The sequence below is a fragment of the Paenibacillus montaniterrae genome (genome assembly GCF_018403185.1).
Taxonomy (GTDB): domain Bacteria; phylum Bacillota; class Bacilli; order Paenibacillales; family Paenibacillaceae; genus Pristimantibacillus; species Pristimantibacillus montaniterrae.
In genome coordinates this window covers 179,120-197,470 of record NZ_BOSE01000005.1, presented here as the reverse complement: position 1 = coordinate 197,470, position 18,351 = coordinate 179,120, and the positions used below count along the sequence as shown (strand labels likewise).

12 protein-coding genes are annotated in these 18,351 nt (G+C 49.3%); 6 read left to right on the top strand and 6 right to left on the bottom strand.

The features are described 5' to 3' along the window. The first annotated feature begins 27 nt into the window (after positions 1-27). Both KJS52_RS14645 and KJS52_RS14640 read left to right on the top strand, forming a co-directional pair. On the top strand, positions 28-7,536 hold the full coding sequence (locus KJS52_RS14645; protein ID WP_213516492.1) for an S-layer homology domain-containing protein: 7,509 nt from the start codon (positions 28-30) through the stop codon (positions 7,534-7,536). Positions 7,537-7,783: 247 nt separating this feature from the next. After that, entirely contained in the window at positions 7,784-8,242 is a 459-nt protein-coding gene (locus KJS52_RS14640; protein ID WP_213516490.1) for a DUF4362 domain-containing protein, read from the top strand. A 312-nt stretch (positions 8,243-8,554) separates the two neighbouring features. Here KJS52_RS14640 and KJS52_RS14635 read toward each other — a convergent pair whose 3' ends face one another. Further along, positions 8,555-9,427 carry an AraC family transcriptional regulator gene (locus KJS52_RS14635; RefSeq protein WP_213516488.1) on the bottom strand — a complete coding sequence of 291 codons (873 nt, stop codon included), beginning with the start codon at positions 9,425-9,427 and terminating at the stop codon, positions 8,555-8,557. A gap of 181 nt (positions 9,428-9,608) precedes the next feature. On the opposite strand from KJS52_RS14635, the gene KJS52_RS14630 reads away from it, so the two are divergent. Both KJS52_RS14630 and KJS52_RS14625 read left to right on the top strand, forming a co-directional pair. Further along, entirely contained in the window at positions 9,609-11,156 is a 1,548-nt protein-coding gene (locus KJS52_RS14630) for a tagaturonate reductase (RefSeq protein WP_213516486.1), read from the top strand. Continuing rightward, the gene (locus tag KJS52_RS14625) at positions 11,153-12,661 is read left to right on the top strand and encodes a UxaA family hydrolase (RefSeq protein WP_213516484.1); all 1,509 of its coding nucleotides are present in this window, start codon (positions 11,153-11,155) and stop codon (positions 12,659-12,661) included. Before KJS52_RS14630 ends, KJS52_RS14625 begins: the two co-directional genes overlap by 4 nt. Before the next feature lie 124 nt (positions 12,662-12,785). Here KJS52_RS14625 and KJS52_RS14620 read toward each other — a convergent pair whose 3' ends face one another. From KJS52_RS14620 to glpX, 4 genes are read right to left on the bottom strand one after another with little or no spacing between them, the layout of a single operon-like run. Further along, entirely contained in the window at positions 12,786-13,610 is an 825-nt protein-coding gene (locus KJS52_RS14620) for a pyruvate, water dikinase regulatory protein (protein WP_213516482.1), read from the bottom strand. Further along, positions 13,607-14,290, bottom strand: a complete 684-nt coding sequence (locus KJS52_RS14615) for a helix-turn-helix transcriptional regulator (protein ID WP_213516480.1) — start codon at positions 14,288-14,290, stop codon at positions 13,607-13,609. Before KJS52_RS14615 ends, KJS52_RS14620 begins: the two co-directional genes overlap by 4 nt. Before the next feature lie 43 nt (positions 14,291-14,333). Next, on the bottom strand, positions 14,334-14,759 hold the full coding sequence (gene ndk, locus KJS52_RS14610; RefSeq protein ID WP_213516478.1) for a nucleoside-diphosphate kinase: 426 nt from the start codon (positions 14,757-14,759) through the stop codon (positions 14,334-14,336). 49 nt (positions 14,760-14,808) lie between these two features. Further along, positions 14,809-15,783 (bottom strand): class II fructose-bisphosphatase, encoded by a 975-nt coding sequence (gene glpX, locus KJS52_RS14605; RefSeq protein WP_213516857.1) that lies wholly within the window; start codon positions 15,781-15,783, stop codon positions 14,809-14,811. A 300-nt stretch (positions 15,784-16,083) separates the two neighbouring features. On the opposite strand from glpX, the gene KJS52_RS14600 reads away from it, so the two are divergent. Beyond that, complete coding sequence (locus KJS52_RS14600; protein WP_213516476.1) at positions 16,084-16,251, top strand: glycine zipper domain-containing protein; 168 nt, start codon at positions 16,084-16,086, stop codon at positions 16,249-16,251. A 22-nt stretch (positions 16,252-16,273) separates the two neighbouring features. Here KJS52_RS14600 and KJS52_RS14595 read toward each other — a convergent pair whose 3' ends face one another. Next, a complete protein-coding gene (locus tag KJS52_RS14595) occupies positions 16,274-17,101 on the bottom strand; it encodes a helix-turn-helix domain-containing protein (RefSeq protein ID WP_213516475.1) in 828 nt (275 codons plus the stop codon). Positions 17,102-17,224: 123 nt separating this feature from the next. On the opposite strand from KJS52_RS14595, the gene KJS52_RS14590 reads away from it, so the two are divergent. Then, positions 17,225-18,337 carry a rhamnogalacturonan acetylesterase gene (locus tag KJS52_RS14590; RefSeq protein WP_213516473.1) on the top strand — a complete coding sequence of 371 codons (1,113 nt, stop codon included), beginning with the start codon at positions 17,225-17,227 and terminating at the stop codon, positions 18,335-18,337. Positions 18,338-18,351: the final 14 nt, after the last annotated feature.

Below are 18,351 nucleotides of genomic sequence, written 5' to 3'. Positions count from 1 at the left end.
TATACCTTGAAAACAGGGGGAATTGTTATGAAATCTGAAGCATGGAAAAAAGCGAGGAATAGACTTAGGAAATCAATGCTTTTGCTGTTTACCGCAACGATTATTTTAAGCACATTCACATCGCTTCATTATGCTCACGCGGCAGAAGGGGAGGAGGACGAGCCAGCAGGTCTGGTAGCGCATTACCCATTAAACAGCACCTATCAATATAAAAACAAGCTGAACCCAAGTGAGGCGCTGAGCGGCAGCGATCCAGTCTGGCGAACCGATTACGTGTCATTAGTCAATCCCGGCAATGCCAACAACGGTCATATTGCGGGCAGCAATCCCGGCACGCCAGTAACAGGGGAAGAAATTTCATTTTCGCTGAATGTTAAATTAAATAAGACACAGACACGCGCAACCAGCTCGCAAAATACGCTGCTATCCTATGGGGCCAACAATGATAGCAATATTACGCTTCGACCTTACTATAGCGAGGGCATGGCTGCGGTTGTGCTTAAGCATAATGGTGCAGATGTTGTTACCGCCAGCTTTCCGGCGCCAGCAGCCGATATGTGGCATAACTATACGATTTCGTTGGATGGAACAGCTGATACCGGCAAGCTGATCGTTTGGGTTGACGGAGTTAAAGCTGCAGAGGTGGATTCTGAGGGGATTGGAGCAGATGAGATTGGCAACGGGCAATTTCGACTTAATCGCACGATAGCGACCTACTCTAATTTGGATACGCATTACCGTGATGTGCGTATTTTCAATACTGCACTAGGCGAGGATGCAGCACTTGCGCTAGCCAATGAAATACGCAGCTTCACCTGGAACGAACTGCTCGCATTAAAGCCGTTGTTGGACGGCTTGATCGTTCGTCAGCAGCTAGCATTATTTAGCGATCCGAATCTGGTCTGGCAATCCAGTGACAGCAGCGTTATTGACCCAAGCTCAGGCGCAGTAAATCGTCCGGAAAAAGGAGCAAGTGCCAAGGAAGTGACGCTGACAATGAGCTGGTTTGACTTCAGTCAAGCCTACACTGTCATTGTGCCGCCTTTTGACGCAGGGGACTTTTTAATTGCAGACTTTAACTTTGATGATGCAAGTAGTGGACTTGCAGGTGGAGGAGCTAAAGCAGTTGTTCAAGGCACCGCAAGCTATGCTGATTCCTTTGAAGGCAACGGAAAAGCTGCCAATATAAGCAGCAGCTTTTGGTTGAACGTAACGAAGGAGGATGGAACGCCGCTGCTTGCCGGGCTTGACGAGTTCACGATTTCCTATGACAGCAAGACGAGCGGAGGAAGCGGCTGGGTATTGTTTGCCGCTCCTGACACGTCCACACAAAGCTATCTCAGTGAGCGCTATGTGGGCATTTTAGATAAAACAGACTCGATAACGGTAGAGCGATACTTTAACAGCGGGGCGCGTCCGCAAAGTGCGCAGACGAGCAGCAGCACAGGATGGAAGCATGTTGATATTGTCGTTTCAGCCGCGGACACCAAGCTCTATGTGAATGGCGAGCTGAAATCTACTGTCGCAAGCAGCTATGCCTTGGCGGATATACTGTCAACGACAGGCGGTATTGTTCAGCTTGGAAAAGGCAACTGGGGCTCGGGCGAATATTATATCGGCTTGCTTGACAACGTCCAGATTTTCAGCAAGGCGCTAACCCCAGAGGACTTGATTGAGTATCGCATCACCAATATTCCGCCGGTCATTTCACCTGCTGGCGGGCAGGTTTACGTTCCAGTTACGATTACTCATCCAGCAGGCAATTCATACATCTATTACACAACGGATGGATCGGAGCCTACCTTGGAGAGCACAAAGTATACAGGGCCTTTTCAAATCGATAAGAATACGACGGTAAAGACAGCTGCCATCGCGCCAAATGGGCAAAGCAGCGAGATTAGAAGCGCGCAATTTTATGGAAGCTCATGGGCGGCGACAGCGCTTGAATTTAGACTCGATGGCCAAGAAACGGTTAATAACGTAAAAGTATCGTGGCCGCTTATCGCAGGTGCAGATTATTACGAGGTTTACCGTGGCGATACGCTGATTGGGCGGGTATACGGCGATACTGTGGACGACTACGGACTTGAGCTTGGTCAGGACTACAGCTATACCGTCAAGGCGATTCGTGGTGGAGTGGCAGTTGGAACGGCGGAAACGAATAGCGTGCATACCTTCACCTACGATCCTTCAGCGGTGACTAGAAAGAAAAACAATTACACAGGAGACTCGACTTTGGATGAAGGCAGCAGCTACGGAATTAAGGTTGGCGATACCTGGTACCATTATAGCTACAGAGCGGCAAGAGATTCGCAAACAGGCATAGTTACAACGAGTATTTACGAGCTGAGCGGAACAGATGGGCGCAATTACGGCAATGAGCGCTTGCTTGGCTCTTTTGAGGATATGCGTGTTGAAGGCGAGGGCTACAAGCTTAATCCGACTACGGGCAAAGTCGTTTTCACAGCACATGAGGAAGCCAGCAGCGCCTATACGAGAGCACATATTTTCATTGCTTCGGTTACACCTGGCGGCAACGATTTTACCGCAACGTTCCGAGGTCGACCATTTGACAAGGATGCGCGCGACATGGTTTTGTTCGTCGATGAGGATCAAACCGCTTATATCATCTTCGCGACGCGCGGCAACAACGATCTTGCTATTGTGAAGCTGAATGAGGACTGGGAGGAGCCTGTTGAAATCGTGAATACGATTTTCGAGGGCCAGCACAAGGAATCTCCAGCTATTATGAAGCATAATGGCTACTACTACTTCTATGGCTCAACGGCAAACGGCTGGTATCCGAGTCAGGCGGAATACGCTTCAGCAGCAACGCTTGATGGGGAATGGACACCGCTTCGGGCGCTTGGCAACGGCTCAACCTATGCGACGCAAGGAAATGGCATGTCCAAATGGATCGGGGCTAACGGGCGAGAGGTTGTGCTTGCCAACGGCTACCATTGGGGCGCGCAATATGCGGAGAACTTCAAGGATCCAATGGGCACCTATACGAGACAGTTCCCCGTCGTGTTCCACAACGGGATCGTGACAGGCGATTGGTTCCATCAATTGGATTGGGATGCTAACTACGGCATTATCCCGGTTCAAGCGGGCCAGTTTCTTTCTTTAGGCAAGCAAGCGACCGATTCACACGGTCTGGACGCAACAGCGGTTACAGACGGTGCGGATTTGGCAAGCTCCCCGCGTGTTCAGCATAGCTCGCTGCCGTATCATATTGTGATAGATTTGGAGAACCCAGCGCAAATTTCTGAAATCAATCTGACTACGAGAATCGTAATGGGCTCGGATGCCGTTTACCGCTATACGCTTGAGGGCAGCAAGGATAATGAAAGCTGGACGCAGCTGGTCGACGGCTCGCAGAACAAAGTCGTTGGCTTTATAACGAATCCAATCGCAGATAACGGACAGTACCGCTATATTCGCTTAACGGTTAACGAAATTATTAATGTCCATAATGGCCACGGCGCAACCTGGGCTGACGGGATCATCGAGCTGGCGGTATTCGGAACTCCACATGTGGATAAAACAGCACTTCAAGCGGTATATGATGAGAAAAAGGACACTGAAAAAGGCAATTATACGAATGCGGCATGGAGCAAAATAACGCGTGCGCTCAATCATGCGGCTGCGGTTTTAGCTGATGATTCCGCCACGCAATGGACTGTTGACCGGGCGACTCTGCAAATAGAGGAAGCATTTAGATGGGCGCAAACCGTTCAGCCGCAGCATATACTCGACTATGCTTCGGTAGGTGTGCCTGTCGGAGAAACCTGGTACGATACCGAGGGCAATCCAATCCAGGCGCATGGCGGCGGCTTTCTGCAGCAAACGGCCGAAGACGGCAAGCCGATCTATTACTGGGTAGGCGAAAACAAAATTCATAATAGCGCCGTATTCCATGCCGTGTCGCTATATTCCTCACGCGATCTGGTGAACTGGACGTATGAGGGCGACATTATCGATCAATTTACGGAAACCGTTAAAGGTGCAGAGTATACGCTGCTCGACAATAAATGGGAGCGCCCGAAGCTGCTGTACAATGAGAAAACAGGCAAATATGTGCTGTGGGGACATTGGGAAACGGCAGGCAGCTATGCTTCCAGCCAGGTTGTCGTGGCGACTGCCGATCATGTGGCGGGCCCATATACAGTGCTCGGGCATTGGCGTCCAGGCGGCACACTGCGCAACTGGCGCAGTGAAGGCGGAATCATTCTCGATTCCGAGCATTATAAAACAAACGGTATTAAGGCGACGGTTCCAACAAGCGTGCAAAACGACATTGCACAAATGGGTTATACCTCGCGCGACTTTACCGTATTTATGGACGATGACGGCACTGCTTATCTGGTGTCGGCAGAGGGGCATTCGATGCGCGTTCATCGCCTGAATGACGAATACACCGATGTCGATTTTACGACCTACTCGTTCAGCGATCCAGCTACGAAAGCGGATGATTTTGAATCGTACAACTTCTACGATGGTGTCGGACGCGAAGCGCCTGCTGTAGTACGGGCGGAGCATGGCTACTATATGGCGGCCTCCGGGCAATCGGGCTGGCTGCCGAATCAAGGGACGATCAGCTATACAACGGATCTTGCTGATCCTGATGGATGGACTCCGGTAAAAGAGGACGGCCTCATTATGGAGAAGTACGCCTTCGGCAACAACAGCACCTACTACAGCCAGCCAACAAACATTATGAAGCTGATTAATGCTGACGGCGAGAAAACATATGTCTATATGGGAGACCGATGGCGTGTTGGACAGCTGGCTGATTCGCGCTACGTGTGGCTGCCAATGACGATAGACGAATCGGAGCAAACAGCCTCGATCGCCTTTACAACCGGCTGGAAGCTTGATGCTGAGACCGGCAATGTGCAGCTTCCGCAGGTTCATCTCGTATCACAGGGCAAGCCAGCAACAATAACAAACAATGATGGCGTGCAGGGCATTGAAAAAGCGAATGACGGTTACGCCTTCAATTTGCGAACGAGCGGCGACTCTACTCATTTCTTTGGCGGTTTGGTTGCACCATACGAATATACGATTGATTTAGAGGCCGTCTATGACCTGTCACGAATTGATGTGGCCTATCGGCTATATAACGGCTCGGAAATGTACCACGGCTATCAAATATTGGCATCACAGGACAATGAAAGCTGGACTGAGCTAGTTAACAAAAACGATAACAGATGGGCGGGCTTTAACTCGGATGCAATTAGCGGAAGCTATCGCTATGTTAAGCTTAAAGTAAATAGTGTAAGAAATGTCCATAACAATAACCTTAGCAATGGCTGGGGAAGCGGACTGGTCGAGGTGCAAATTTATGCCAATTCTGCTGACCCGATAGATAAAGCAGCGCTTGAAGAAAAGATCGCGGAAGCTGTGATGCTTGTCGATGCAGCAGAAGCCGGAACAGAGCCTGGCCAGTATCCGCCAGAAGCAATTGAAGCGCTAACGGCTGCAATCAGTACGGCGCAGGCAGCCGCAGAACGGGCGGAGGCTACTCAGAGCGAACTGGATCAAGCGTTAATAAGCTTATTGGCCGCGATTGAAGCATTCCAGGCAGCCGTGATCGTCGACCAAGAGAAGCCAGCGGATAAAGCAGAACTGGAGGAAGCCATTGCCGAAGCCGAAGCACTGGTTACCGAGGCTGAGATTGGCGCAGAGCCAGGGCAGTATCCAGCCGAAGCGCTCGAAGCATTGGAAGAAGCAATCGCAGCTGCACAGACCGTGTTGCAAAATGCGAATGCAGCACAAGAGGAAGTCGATGCAGAAGTAGAGCGCTTATTAGCGGCAATAAAGACATTCAAAAAGCTGGTCAACGTTGACCCAATCGATCCGGTAGATCCGGTGGACCCAGTGGACCCAGTCGATCCGGTAGATCCGGTAGACCCAGTCGATCCGGTAGATCCGGTAGACCCAGTCGATCCGGTGGATCCGGTGGATCCGGTAGACCCAGTTGATCCAGTCGATCCGGTGGATCCGGTGAACCCAGTAGATCCAGAGGATCCGGTAGATCCGGTAGACCCAGTGGACCCAGTCGACCCGGTAGACCCAGTGGACCCAGTCGATCCGGTGGATCCGGTAGACCCAGTCGATCCGGTGGATCCGGTGGATCCGGTAGACCCAGTTGATCCAGTCGATCCGGTGGATCCGGTGAACCCAGTAGATCCAGAGGATCCGGTAGATCCGGTGGATCCAGTCGACCCAGTTGATCCAGAGGATCCGGTTGGTTCTGTGGATAGAGCTGCATTGGAAGAAAAAATCACTGAAGCCGAAGCTCTGGTTGACGCAGCTGAAGCGGGAACAAAGCCTGGTCAATATCCCGCATTCGCTATTGCAGCGCTGAAAAAAGCGATTTCAGCAGCACAATTGGTAATGGATCAAGCAAATGTGACACAGGAAGAAGTAAATAAAGCAGCAGCAAGTCTGGAAGCTGCAATTGAAACATTCAAAAAATTGGTCAACGTTGGCCCGATAGATCCGATAGATCCAGTGGAACCTGTGGATCCAGTAGACCCGGTGGATCCGATAGATCCGGTAGACCCTGAGGAACCTGTAGATGTTGTCGCTCCAACGTGGCCGAGCAACAGTCTGATCGTACCTACTGCTGTTGCCCAAACAAGCTTGACATTAATTTGGACGATTGCTGAGGATAATGTTGCTGTTGCACGATATAAAGTGACATGGGACGAGGGGAGCAAGCAGGCTGTCGTTATCGGGAATGTTAATAGCTTCCATGTAACGGGCTTGCAGCCGGACACAAGCTACACATTTAAGATCGAAGCGGTTGATGCAGCAGGCAACTGGAGCGAAACAGGACCAAGCGTTACCGTACGCACGCTGCCGATCTATTCCGGCGGCAGCGTCATTGTCCCGCCTGCTGAACAGGAAGAGACTGAATTGCCTGTTGATCAGGAAGCAGAGTCGTCGCATGAATCGGAAGAACCAGCATCTCAAGAGCATGTAGAGCAGCCAGAATTCATATTCACTGATATTGCAGGACATTGGGCAGAGTCTGCAATTAAACGAGCAGCGGCTTTGCAAATTGTAAATGGGCATCTGAACAATCAGTTCAAGCCCAATGCTGCAACTACTCGAGCGGAGTTTGTCGTCATGCTGTACAATGCCTTCCTATGGAAGGGCGATGCTGCGCAGCTTGCTTTTACCGACAATGATCAAATCGGTGCTTGGGCGAATGACGCCATCGCACAAGCAATGCAGCGGGGAATTATTAAAGGATATGGGGATGGCAGCTTCCGTCCGAACCAAGAGATTACTCGAACAGAGATGGCAATTCTGTTAGCTAGAGTCTTAGATTTGCCAGCAGCAGACAGCAAGAGCACCCAATTTACTGATGACGCTTTAATTCCTGAATGGGGGAAAGGAGCAGTTGAATCCATGCGACAGCTGGGCATTATCGGAGGCCGCAGCAGCAATAGCTTTGCGCCCAATGAATATGCAACACGTGCAGAGGCGGTCGTAATGATCCTGCGTGCATTGGAGAAATAAAGCTAGTTTATGGAAAAATGGGGTGCTGCAGGCTAGAAATAGCCGCAGCACCCCATTTTATACTGATACAGCACATTTAATGAGAGGAGGAGACTAGACTCGCTAAGGAAGCTGGAGAACGTTATTTTCGTACAAATAAGTGCCCCCAATTCTAATGAATCCTCAACACCTTAATAGCTGATTTTCTCATATCCGTAGCAGAAAGAAAACAACTTATATAGTATTATTAGAAGTGAGGAGTGAGACTATGAAAATCAAGTGGATCATTATTGTAGGTGCTTGCTTAGTTTTATTGTTTTTTCTCATGCGTAACGCGAACTATTCATCAAAAAAGGCAATAAAAAATGGGGATGTTGTACTTACGCATAGCGAAGATTATAATTTGGATACTTTTTTTGATTTTTTAGAAAAAGAGAGACAAAAGATTAGAATCGTCCTATATACTGACGAGGGAGATTCAATAATTACAGATTTATCACGTAGAGAAGATGATTCCATTTCTTTTAGATTAGATAACTCCAAGGATAAATTTTCAAAAAGAGATATCCAAAAAGGAGTTTGCAGCAACATAACACAAGATTCAGTTTCAAGCGGAGTAGCTTATTATCTCAATAGTTGTTCAGGTGCAAATACCGACAAAATCTTTCTATTCCGGTTGGAGCATGAAAGTATTAGAAGTAACCTATCTATAAAATCGATGCTATAGTACCAAAAGAGGGGGAGGGCTAAAAGCTAGCCTAAGGAAGCTGAGTAACGCTATTTACGGAATACGAAACCTTTCCAATTCTAATGAAACCTCAACGTCCTATTAGTCGGTTTTCTTTGTGGATCAACCGATTCCCCGTGCTTAACGTTATGAATATTCTTTAGATTTCCAAGTGGCTCAAAACCTGGCATTTAACGTTGCCCATATTCCTTAGATTCGCTCTGCTAGTTAGTTAGCTAGCAAGCTAGTATTACCTACATGAATAGATCCGCTCTGCTATTGCTCGCTGCACACACTTAGGCAGCATGGCCACTAGCTGTGGCCGTTGCGCTTATATTGCGCAGGCGTGAGACCAGTCAATGCTTTGAACTTGCGGTGAAAATGCGTGGTACTGCCAAAGCCGCAGCTTTCAGCGATATCTGCTATGCTTCGATCACCCTGCAGCAGCAGCTCCTTGGCTCGCATAACGCGCTTCGCTGTTACATAATCGGTTACATTCATGCCCGTTAGCCGTTTGAACACGCGAGAGAAATGTGCTGCTGTAACAGCGGCATGTCGTGCCAGCGCAGAGAGCGATAGATCCGCATTTGGATGAGCGTCGGCATAAGCCAGCACATCCTCCAGCCACTCCGGCAGCGGCGAGCCGACTCGATGTCCAGACTGGATGCCCCATGCTTCCTCAACGTACCGGCCCACCAGCAGCAAAAGCTGCTGCATATGCAGCCTGACCGCCTGTCTATAGCCGGTTTTGGCCTCGCAAAACTCGCGATGAATCTCCTCAATAACCGCTTCAATTTGCTCTTGCTTCTCCTTAGCCAGCGTTAGACGGAACGATTGATTGCGCTTGGCTGTCTCGAACGGCTGCAAATAGGAGAAGGAGTCGCCCAAGGCAGGAGCGTTGACGAAAGAAGCGCTGAAATAAAAAGCCGTCGCGCGCTTCGGATCCTCCTCCAGCGGAAACGAGCGATGCAGTGTATTGCCGGGAATAAGGAAAATATCGCCTGGCTCCGCATCATAAAAGCTGTGATCGATAAAAAAGGTGCCTCTCCCCGTATAAACATAGACGAACTCGTACCAGTCATGCACATGATCGGGCAGCTCATTTTGCGCGCTTTTTGCATCACGGTAAACATATTCAAATGGAAACTCAGCGTTGAATGCAAAGGTTTTGCGATATGGATTCATAGGCACCTCACCTCGCCAAGTTGATTTAATAGTAAAGGATGTTCAAATCAAGCGTATGAACACGTACTTATAGTGTATCAAAGATCAAAATAGAGTACAAATTGCACGAAATCTGCCATTTCATGCTTGATCATTATCTCCTATAATGAATACAACAATCTAGTAAAGGAGCATGGACATTATGATAAAGCAGCGATTAAATCGGATTAGCCTGGAAGCCGGGCAGAAGCATGTTTTTGACGAGCTGACGGAAGCGCCAGTAACCGTGCTTCAAATTGGCGAGGGCAACTTTTTGCGCGGCTTCTTTGATTGGATGATTCACGAAAGCCGCAAGCAGGGACTATTTCAAGGAAGCGTAGCCGTCGTTCAGCCAAGACCAAGCGGCAAGCCAAAAATTGAAGAGCTGGCCGAGCAGGACGGACTGTATACGCTAGTCACACGCGGGCTGGAAAACGGCAGCCCGGTTGAACGCAAGCAAGTGATTACCGTGTTTTCAAGCGCATTTGACCCGTATTCGGATTGGGAGCAATTTTTCTCGCTGGCAAAGCAGCCGCAGCTTCGTTTCGTTGTGTCCAACACGACGGAGGCTGGACTTGTGTATCGTCAGGAAGCATACAGTGAAGGCAAGCCAGTGCAGTCCTTTCCCGGCAAGCTGACGCAGCTGTTATATGAAAGATATATCGCTTTTAACGGCGATCCGGCAAAAGGCTTAATTTGCTTGCCTTGCGAGCTGCTGGAGCGCAATGGCGATACGCTGCGGGAATGCGTGCTGCGCTATTGCGAGGATTGGAGACTGCCGCAAGCCTTTAGAAGCTGGGTAGTGGAGCATAATCGATTTTTAAATTCGCTGGTTGATCGCATTGTTACCGGTTATCCGGACGCTAAGCAGGCCGAGCAATGGTTTGCTGAGTGGGGCTATGAAGATCCGCTTCTAACCACGGCCGAGCCGTATCATCTGTGGGCGATTGAGGGCGAGAGCGAGCTGGAGCAGCAGCTTCCTTTGGCTAGCGCAGGTCTTAACGTATTGTGGGTGGACGACTTGAAGCCGTTTCAGCAGCGCAAGGTTCGCATCCTGAACGGTGCGCATACATTTATGGCATTGCTGGGTATGCTCAAGGGCTTGTCCGAGGTGCGCGCAGCTATGGAGCATGACGAGCTGGGAGTATTGATCATTCGTACGATTGAATCGGAAATTATACCGTCTCTGCCATACGACCAGACGGAATTGCAGACTTATGCCAAGCAGGTATGCGAGCGCTTTCTTAATCCATTTATCCAGCATCGGCTTTCGGATATTACAATGAACAGCCTTAGCAAATTCCAAACGCGGTTGCTGCCTTCGCTAAAGTTTTACTTGCAGCATAACGAGGCTTTTATAGCTCAGAAAGATCAGGTCGGCTCTGATGGCGAGTCTGTGAGCTTGCCGCAAGGTTTGGCTGCAGCACTCGCTGCCTTGCTGCGTCATTATCGCATCGTGAAGGTGGATGAATCCGGCTATTGGGGGCAAAGCTTCACAGGCGAGCAGTATTTGCTGCGCGATGATCGCGAGCTGCTGATCAAGCTGGCGGACATATGGGCATTGTTCCATCAAGCCGAGCGGTCACTGCAGGAAACAGTTGCAGTTTTGCTGTCTTTGGAGGAGCTATGGCAAAGCAATTTGCATGCCGCATATCCGCAGCTTGCTGAGCAAATTACCTCGATAATCGAGCAATGGGAGAGAGAGCTATGAATGAATGGATCAAGCTGAATGAGAAGGACTCGGTTGCCATAGCGCTTCGGCCTTTCCAGCAGGGGGAAAAGCTTAAGCTGGAGGATGGCAGCGAGCTGGAATTGACCAGCGAGGTTCCCTTTGGACATAAAATTGCGCTGCGAAGCATCGCTGAAGGCGAGCATGTATGGAAGTTTGGCTATTCCATTGGCGTCGCGACAGTTGCGATTGAGCCTGGCACCTGGATTCACACGCATAATTTGGCAACCGGGCTGAAAGGCATTATCGACTACAAATATGAGCCTGCTGCTCAGATCGCTCAGCCTGAAGCCGCTCGCCCTGAGGCTGCTGAGCGTACGTTTCAAGGCTATGTTCGTGCAGATGGCGAGGTCGGGATTCGCAACGAGATCTGGATTATTAATACGGTTGGCTGCATTAACAAAACATGCGAAATTGTAGCGCGACAGGCATCTGCAATGTATGCGGGCAGAGTCGATGGCATTTACCATTTCGCTCACCCATACGGCTGCTCGCAGCTTGGCGATGATTTGACCTATACGCAGAAGCTGCTGGCATCGCTGGTGCGTCATCCAAATGCTGCGGGGGTACTGGTCATCGGTCTCGGCTGTGAAAACAATCAAATTGAAGCTTTCCAGCAGGCTATTGGACCATATGACGAGCGCAGGATCAAATTTGTCAAGGCACAGCAGGCGGAAGACGAAATCGAGGAATCTCTGGAGCTGATAGAGGAGCTGGTCGAATACGCCGAAAGCTTCAAGCGCGAGCCCGTCCCTGTATCCCGCTTGAAAATCGGCCTCAAATGCGGCGGCTCTGACGGCTTGTCCGGGATTACAGCCAATCCGCTTGCCGGAGCAATCGCAGACCGGGTAACTGCAGCAGGCGGCACCGCAATATTAACTGAGGTGCCCGAAATGTTTGGCGCAGAAACGATTTTGATGGAGCGTGCTGTCGACCAACAGGTGTTTGAGGATATTGTGCAGCTCATTAACGGCTTCAAGCAATATTTTATTCGTCATGGGCAGGAAATTTACGAAAATCCTTCGCCGGGCAATAAAGCAGGCGGCATAAGCACATTGGAGGAAAAGTCGCTTGGCTGTACGCAAAAAGGCGGTCATGCGACGGTCATGGACGTTATTGCTTATGGCGAGCAAGTGCGAAAAAGCGGCGGCTTGACGCTGCTCGAGGCACCTGGCAATGATCTGGTATCCGTCACCGCGCTTAGCGCAGCCGGGGCGCATATCGTATTGTTTACGACAGGGAGAGGAACGCCATTTGGCGGTCCGGTGCCAACGGTTAAAATCGCAACCAATAACGAGCTGGCTGAGCGCAAGCGCAACTGGATCGACTTCAATGCAGGACGACTGCTGAACGAAAAGACGATGACAGAATTAAGCGATGAGCTGTGGGAGCAGCTTATTGCTCTTGCCTCTGGCGAGCGGCAAACGCATAATGAGCGCAATGGCTTTAAGGAAATCGCGATCTTCAAGGACGGGGTTACGCTATAGTCATTAGCGCGTGTCTGAGCGGGTTTTCAGACACGCCCTAGCCGAAAAACAAGAATGATTGCAAACAAGAAGAAGGGAGTTCAAATCGTCAGGCTTCACTGACGCTTTGAACTCCCTCTCTTTGTTATTGCTGGAATTGCTGGATATGATCTATTATTATTTCGCTTGTTTCCTCAATTGCTCGATTCGTAACATCAATGATGATACAGCCTATCCGCTCCATAAATTGCCGGGCATACGCAAGCTCCCGTTCAACTCTCGCCTGCTCCGCATATTTAGCTCCTGATAATAGCCCGAGACCCTGCAAGCGGGCTTCACGAATGCGCATAAGCTGATCTGCTTTCATCGTAAGTCCGATTACTCGCTGCGGCTCCAGCTGCAATAAAATTTCTGGCGGCTGTACCTCTGGAACAATTGGAATATTTGCTGTTTTGTAGCCCTTATGCGCCAAGTAAACGCTTAATGGAGTTTTGGAAGTACGAGAAACACCTATAAGCACAATGTCGGCCTGGGTTAGCTCGGTTAAGCTTTTGCCGTCGTCGTTGCGCACCGCGTATTCGATCGCTTCGATTCGTCGGTAGTAATCCTCGTCCATCGTATACGGCAATTTAGGAAGTTGTTGCGGCGTGTTGTGAAAGGTGTCGACAAAGCCTTTCATCGCAGGTCCCATAATGTCAAAGGCGTGCACGTTGTGCAGGGCTGCTTCCAGGCGCATCATTTCTCTTAGCTCTGGCTGCACAAGCGTATACATAATAAAGGCTTGCTGAGCTGCCGCTTCATGAACGATCGCACGAATTTCTTCCTCATCCTGCAGCTGTGAGAAGCGTTTTAACTGCACCTCACTCATTTGAAATTGTCTAATGGTCGCTTTGGCGACGGTTTCTGCCGTTGTACCGGCTGCATCAGAGCATACATAGATCCAATGCTGATTGTCTATATCTATATTCATACACGATTGCCATCCTTTGCGAAAGGTTCCGCAGCCAAGCTGAGCAGTATTTCGGTCATTGTTGTTTTTGTTATGCGGCCAATGGGTTCAAGAAGCTCTGCGCCGTCCTGATCAACCGTTTTACGAACGACAGGGAGCATGCCTATCTCATTGTGCAGCAGCTTTTTGGCCGCAGACAGTACAGATTCTTCGGGTTCAACGGTCACTATTTTCGGCTGTCTGGTCATGACCAGGCTGACAGGCATAGCAGGGGCAGACTGATTGCCAAGTGTTACTTTAAGCAAGTCCTTGCGCGAAACCATGCCTGCAATCGCGCCGCGCTGATCGGTTACGATCAGGCTTCCTACGTTTTCTAAAAACAAGGAAATAACGGCGTCCTGCACGGTGGCATTGATCGAAATCACGATTGGAACTCCCTGTACATCACTAACCTTCATATTATCCAGGCGTGATGTCCATGTTGGTGCATTTTGCACTTTCCCGGGAAAGTAGCCCACTTTCGGCTTGGCATCCAGGTACCCCAGCATAACGAGAACAGCAAGATCTGAGCGCAAGGTGGCACGGTTAACATTTAGAAAATCCGCAATTTGATCACTAGTTACGGGAGATTGATTCTGAACAAATGTAACAATATCGATTTGTCTTTGTGTAAGCTGAATGTGAATAACCCCCTTTACCAATCACAACTCCATTGCTTCTCATTATAGCATGCTATACTCCAATTCACGATACAGATTTGGCTGCATAATAGTCTGGAAAGTACAGTTGGATTTCGCGGGCAGCATTCTCCACGCTGTCAGAGCCGTGAATAATGTTGCTGTCCAGCTCAAGCGCAAAATCGCCGCGAATTGTGCCGGAAGGAGACTCTAACGGGTTCGTGGCGCCAATCAGGCAGCGTGCAGCTTTGACGGCATTGGGACCCTCCCATACCATAGCCATCACTTCCCCGGAGGTGATAAATTGAAGCAAATCATGAAAAAACGGCTTATGCGCCAGATCGAGATAATGCGCTTTCGCTTGTTCCAGCGAAAGCTGCATCATCTCTGCCCTTACGAGACGAAGGCGCTTGTGCTCAAAGCGCTGTATAATTGTTCCTATTAGTCCCAGCTTTACACCGTCTGGCTTAATCATAACAAAGGTTTGTTCCATGCTCGTTGATCCTCCTAGATAATAGAGATGATTCGGCTTGCAACCAATCTTAGATGGCTTGCTTCTGAAAATACGGTTTCGTTGTAAGATCGTGAATCGAGTGAATAAAACGAACGGTTTTAGTTTGGGCGCGCATAACCATGGAGAAGGTCTCGGCACGTTGATTGGGCAAATAGCGCACGCCGCCAAGAAAGTCGCTTGGAGTAACACCAGTTGCTGCAAATATAACATCTCCGCTGCCGATCATATCCTCCATCGTCAGCAGCTTTCTCGGATCAGCAAGTCCCATGTCCAGACAGCGCTGCTCCTGTATCGAATTTTCCGGCATTAGCCTTCCTTGCAGCTCGCCGCCCAAGCATTTAAGCGCGGCAGCAGCAAGAACACCTTCAGGAGCACCGCCCGAGCCGATGTACATATCAATACCCGTTTCTGGAAAGGCCGGTGCGATAGCGCCGGCAACATCGCCAGCAGCAAGAAATTTAATTCTTACGCCGAGTGCGCGAACAGTTTGAATCATCTGTTGATGGCGCTCACGATCAAGGATCATAACCGTTATATCGTTAATCGGCTTGCACAGAATTTGCGATGCTTTGCGCAAGGTAACATCGATTGGGTCGAGCAGCGACAGCTTGCCAGCCAGTGCAGGACCAACGGCCAGCTTCTCCATATACATATCAGGAGCATTCAACAGATTGCCTTTATTGGCAACGGCGACGACGGACATTGCGTTGTTCAAGCCTTTGGCAACGAGTTCGGTCCCTTCCAGCGGGTCGACTGCTACGTCCAGCTCCGGTCCTAGTCCTGAGCCGACTTTTTCCCCGATGTAAAGCATGGGAGCTTCATCCATTTCACCCTCACCGATTACGACTGTGCCTTTCATGCATACCGTATCAAACATGTCGCGCATCGCTTCTGTCGCAGCGCCATCGGCATTGTTTTTCTCTCCGAGTCCCATCCAGGGAGCCGAGGCTAAAGCCGCCAATTCTGTTACTCTAACAATTTCAAGTGCAAGCTCTCGTTCCAGCTTCATCATTTCCCCATCCTTTTAGTGTATTCTATTTATTTAATAGTGTACACTATATATAATAATGTTGGCAATATATGTTTTTGACTATATTTATGTTGTGTCAATTAATCAATAGTGTATCTTATATAACGGTACTGCTTATCGCAATGTGCAGCATGAACGCAATGCACATAGCATGAAGCAGCTTGACTGGCGTAAACGATATATGTTATGTAGTCTAGTATAACGTAGCTCAAATAGCATTGGTCCTTAGTAAGCTGCAAGCTGGCTGCGATTAAACGACGGGGAGGCTTTTCTATGAGTGATAACCAAAACAACAATAATTCAGTTGCTACAGGCATTAGCATTGGTGTTGCGCTGGGGCTTATATTTGGGCTGGCTATAGATAATTTGGCGCTTGGCATTGCGCTAGGTATTGCACTTGGAGCAGGAATCGGAGCTAGAAATAAAAATCCCCGCAAGTGAAAGACCGCTCATTTTATCACGTTTAGTTTTTACGGGCTTGCTGGCGCTTGCGGTATTGCAGAGGCGAGCAGCCTGTCGTTGCTTTAAACAGCTTATAAAAATTGGCGACCGCTTCGATGCCAATTTGCTCGGCTACCTCAATCATTTTCAAATCGGTTTCGCGCAGCAGCCGCTGTGCTTCACGAATCCGTACGAGCTGAACATATTCGGAAAAGCCGAAGCCCGTGCATTCTTTAAACTTTCTGCTAAGGTAATAAGGGCTAATAAAAAACTGGCTCGCTACTTCATTGAGACGAAGCGGATCACGATAGTGTGTTCCTACATATGCCGCCACCTCGGAAATGGTTTTGTGAACGGTGGATGCTTCAGCTTCAAGCTCTGGCTGCTCTTTTTGTGCGCGAAACAGCAGCAGAAGAAGCTGCTTGATTAACGACTCCAGCATAACGTCGCGCCCTTCTGCATGGCCTTGTGCTTCGGCAATGATCTCTCGTACAAGTGACTCGCCTTTAAACTGCTCCTGCGGCGGCAGCAAAATTGCTCCGCTTCTTCCATGCAAAGGGAAATCTGCAAGCAGTGCAGAGCCGAAATTTATAACGAGCCTTTCATGATTGGGAACCTCGGTATCGATCGTTTTGTGCAGCTCGTTTTTTTCAACAAACACAAAGAAGCCTCGCTTTACACGATAGCAGCGATCGCGAATAAAGAAGTTTCGCTCGCCTGTAAACAGGTAGTACAGCTCATAGTCATCATGAGCATGATGCTCCTGCATCGTATAGAAGCCCTTGCGTTTGTAATGATCGACCAATATCGTGCCAGTTGAATTGTAGTACATGCCCATAGTTACCTCCATAGCCAGTGCAAGAATTGCAACTTTTTCATGAATTGAGCAATTAATATAGTCGATTATAACGGATTCCTTCGCTACAGTAAAAGGTATAAATGCTAAATGCTAAGCTTGGGAGGGAAGCTCACGATGACGTGGCGCTTTGATTTTGGCCCGGAAGGGGCTGTTAAGGAAGAATATCAGAAGATTAGCAGTGCTGTACGATATGATGACAAGTCAGGCTACGGCTTTGCTTCGCTGGAAAAAGTAACATTCAAGAAGCGGACAGATGAGCTGCTGACAGGGGATTTTTGCATTCCTTTTGACACTACATTTATGGTTGATGTTCCTAACGGCCATTATATCGTTTCGCTATTAATTGGCGACACGCTTGCACCTACCCACACTTCTTTAAAAACGAACGGCGAGCATCTTGTGCTGCACAACTATAAGACGGTAGCGGGGCAATTTGCCCGTGAGCAGTTTGGCGTAAATGTGAGGGATGGAAAGCTGAAGCTAAGCTTTGGCGGGCTGGCGCCGCGAATTAATGCGCTGGAAATAACGGCATCCTCACAGCAAACGACGATTTATTTGGCGGGAGATTCGACGGTTACTGACCCGGTGCCTGGCAACTTCCCGTTTTCCGGCTGGGGACAAATGCTGAACTTTTATTTCAAGCATGATGTTGTCGTGGCCAACCATGCGATCGGTGGCCGCAGCACGAAAAGCTTTATAGACGAAGGCAGGCTTGATCGCATTATGGAAGAGATTAAGGAAGGGGACTTCCTGTTTATACAGTTCGGTCATAACGATCAAAAAAATGATGAGGCGCGATTTACCGATCCGGCCACGACTTATCCCGAGCATCTAAAACGATATATTGATGCGGCTCGCTCGGTGAAGGCTACGCCAGTTCTGCTTACGTCTGTGCATCGCCGTTATTATGATCAGGAAGGCAAGCTGGTCGATACGCATCAAGCTTACCTTGAAGCGGTAAGGAAGCTGGCGGCGGAAGAGCAGGTAGCGCTAATCGATTTGGCAGAGAAAAGCAAGCAGCTGTTTGAAGAGCTGGGACCGGAAGGCACGACTTCCCTCTTTCTGTGGGGAGAGCCGGGAGAGTGGATCAACTATTCTAACGGCATTAGTGACAATACCCATTTTCAAGAGCAAGGCGGCTTAAGCATTGCCCGGCTAGTTGTCGAAGGCATACGCGAGCTGCAATTGATGCCGCTGACAATGTTTTTAAAGGCGGCGGCAGTCTAGGGCGTGTCTGAGAA

What these genes read in the sequence shown, in the direction of transcription:
- ndk (WP_213516478.1), bottom strand. Translation starts at nt 14,759, where the DNA reads ATGGAACAAACCTTTGTTATGATTAAGCCAGACGGTGTAAAGCTGGGA.
- KJS52_RS14590 (WP_213516473.1), top strand. Translation starts at nt 17,225, where the DNA reads ATGACGTGGCGCTTTGATTTTGGCCCGGAAGGGGCTGTTAAGGAAGAA.
- KJS52_RS14625 (WP_213516484.1), top strand. Translation starts at nt 11,153, where the DNA reads ATGAATGAATGGATCAAGCTGAATGAGAAGGACTCGGTTGCCATAGCG.
- KJS52_RS14635 (WP_213516488.1), bottom strand. Translation starts at nt 9,427, where the DNA reads ATGAATCCATATCGCAAAACCTTTGCATTCAACGCTGAGTTTCCATTT.
- KJS52_RS14645 (WP_213516492.1), top strand. Translation starts at nt 28, where the DNA reads ATGAAATCTGAAGCATGGAAAAAAGCGAGGAATAGACTTAGGAAATCA.
- KJS52_RS14620 (WP_213516482.1), bottom strand. Translation starts at nt 13,610, where the DNA reads ATGAATATAGATATAGACAATCAGCATTGGATCTATGTATGCTCTGAT.
- KJS52_RS14600 (WP_213516476.1), top strand. Translation starts at nt 16,084, where the DNA reads ATGAGTGATAACCAAAACAACAATAATTCAGTTGCTACAGGCATTAGC.
- KJS52_RS14595 (WP_213516475.1), bottom strand. Translation starts at nt 17,101, where the DNA reads ATGGAGGTAACTATGGGCATGTACTACAATTCAACTGGCACGATATTG.
- KJS52_RS14630 (WP_213516486.1), top strand. Translation starts at nt 9,609, where the DNA reads ATGATAAAGCAGCGATTAAATCGGATTAGCCTGGAAGCCGGGCAGAAG.
- KJS52_RS14640 (WP_213516490.1), top strand. Translation starts at nt 7,784, where the DNA reads ATGAAAATCAAGTGGATCATTATTGTAGGTGCTTGCTTAGTTTTATTG.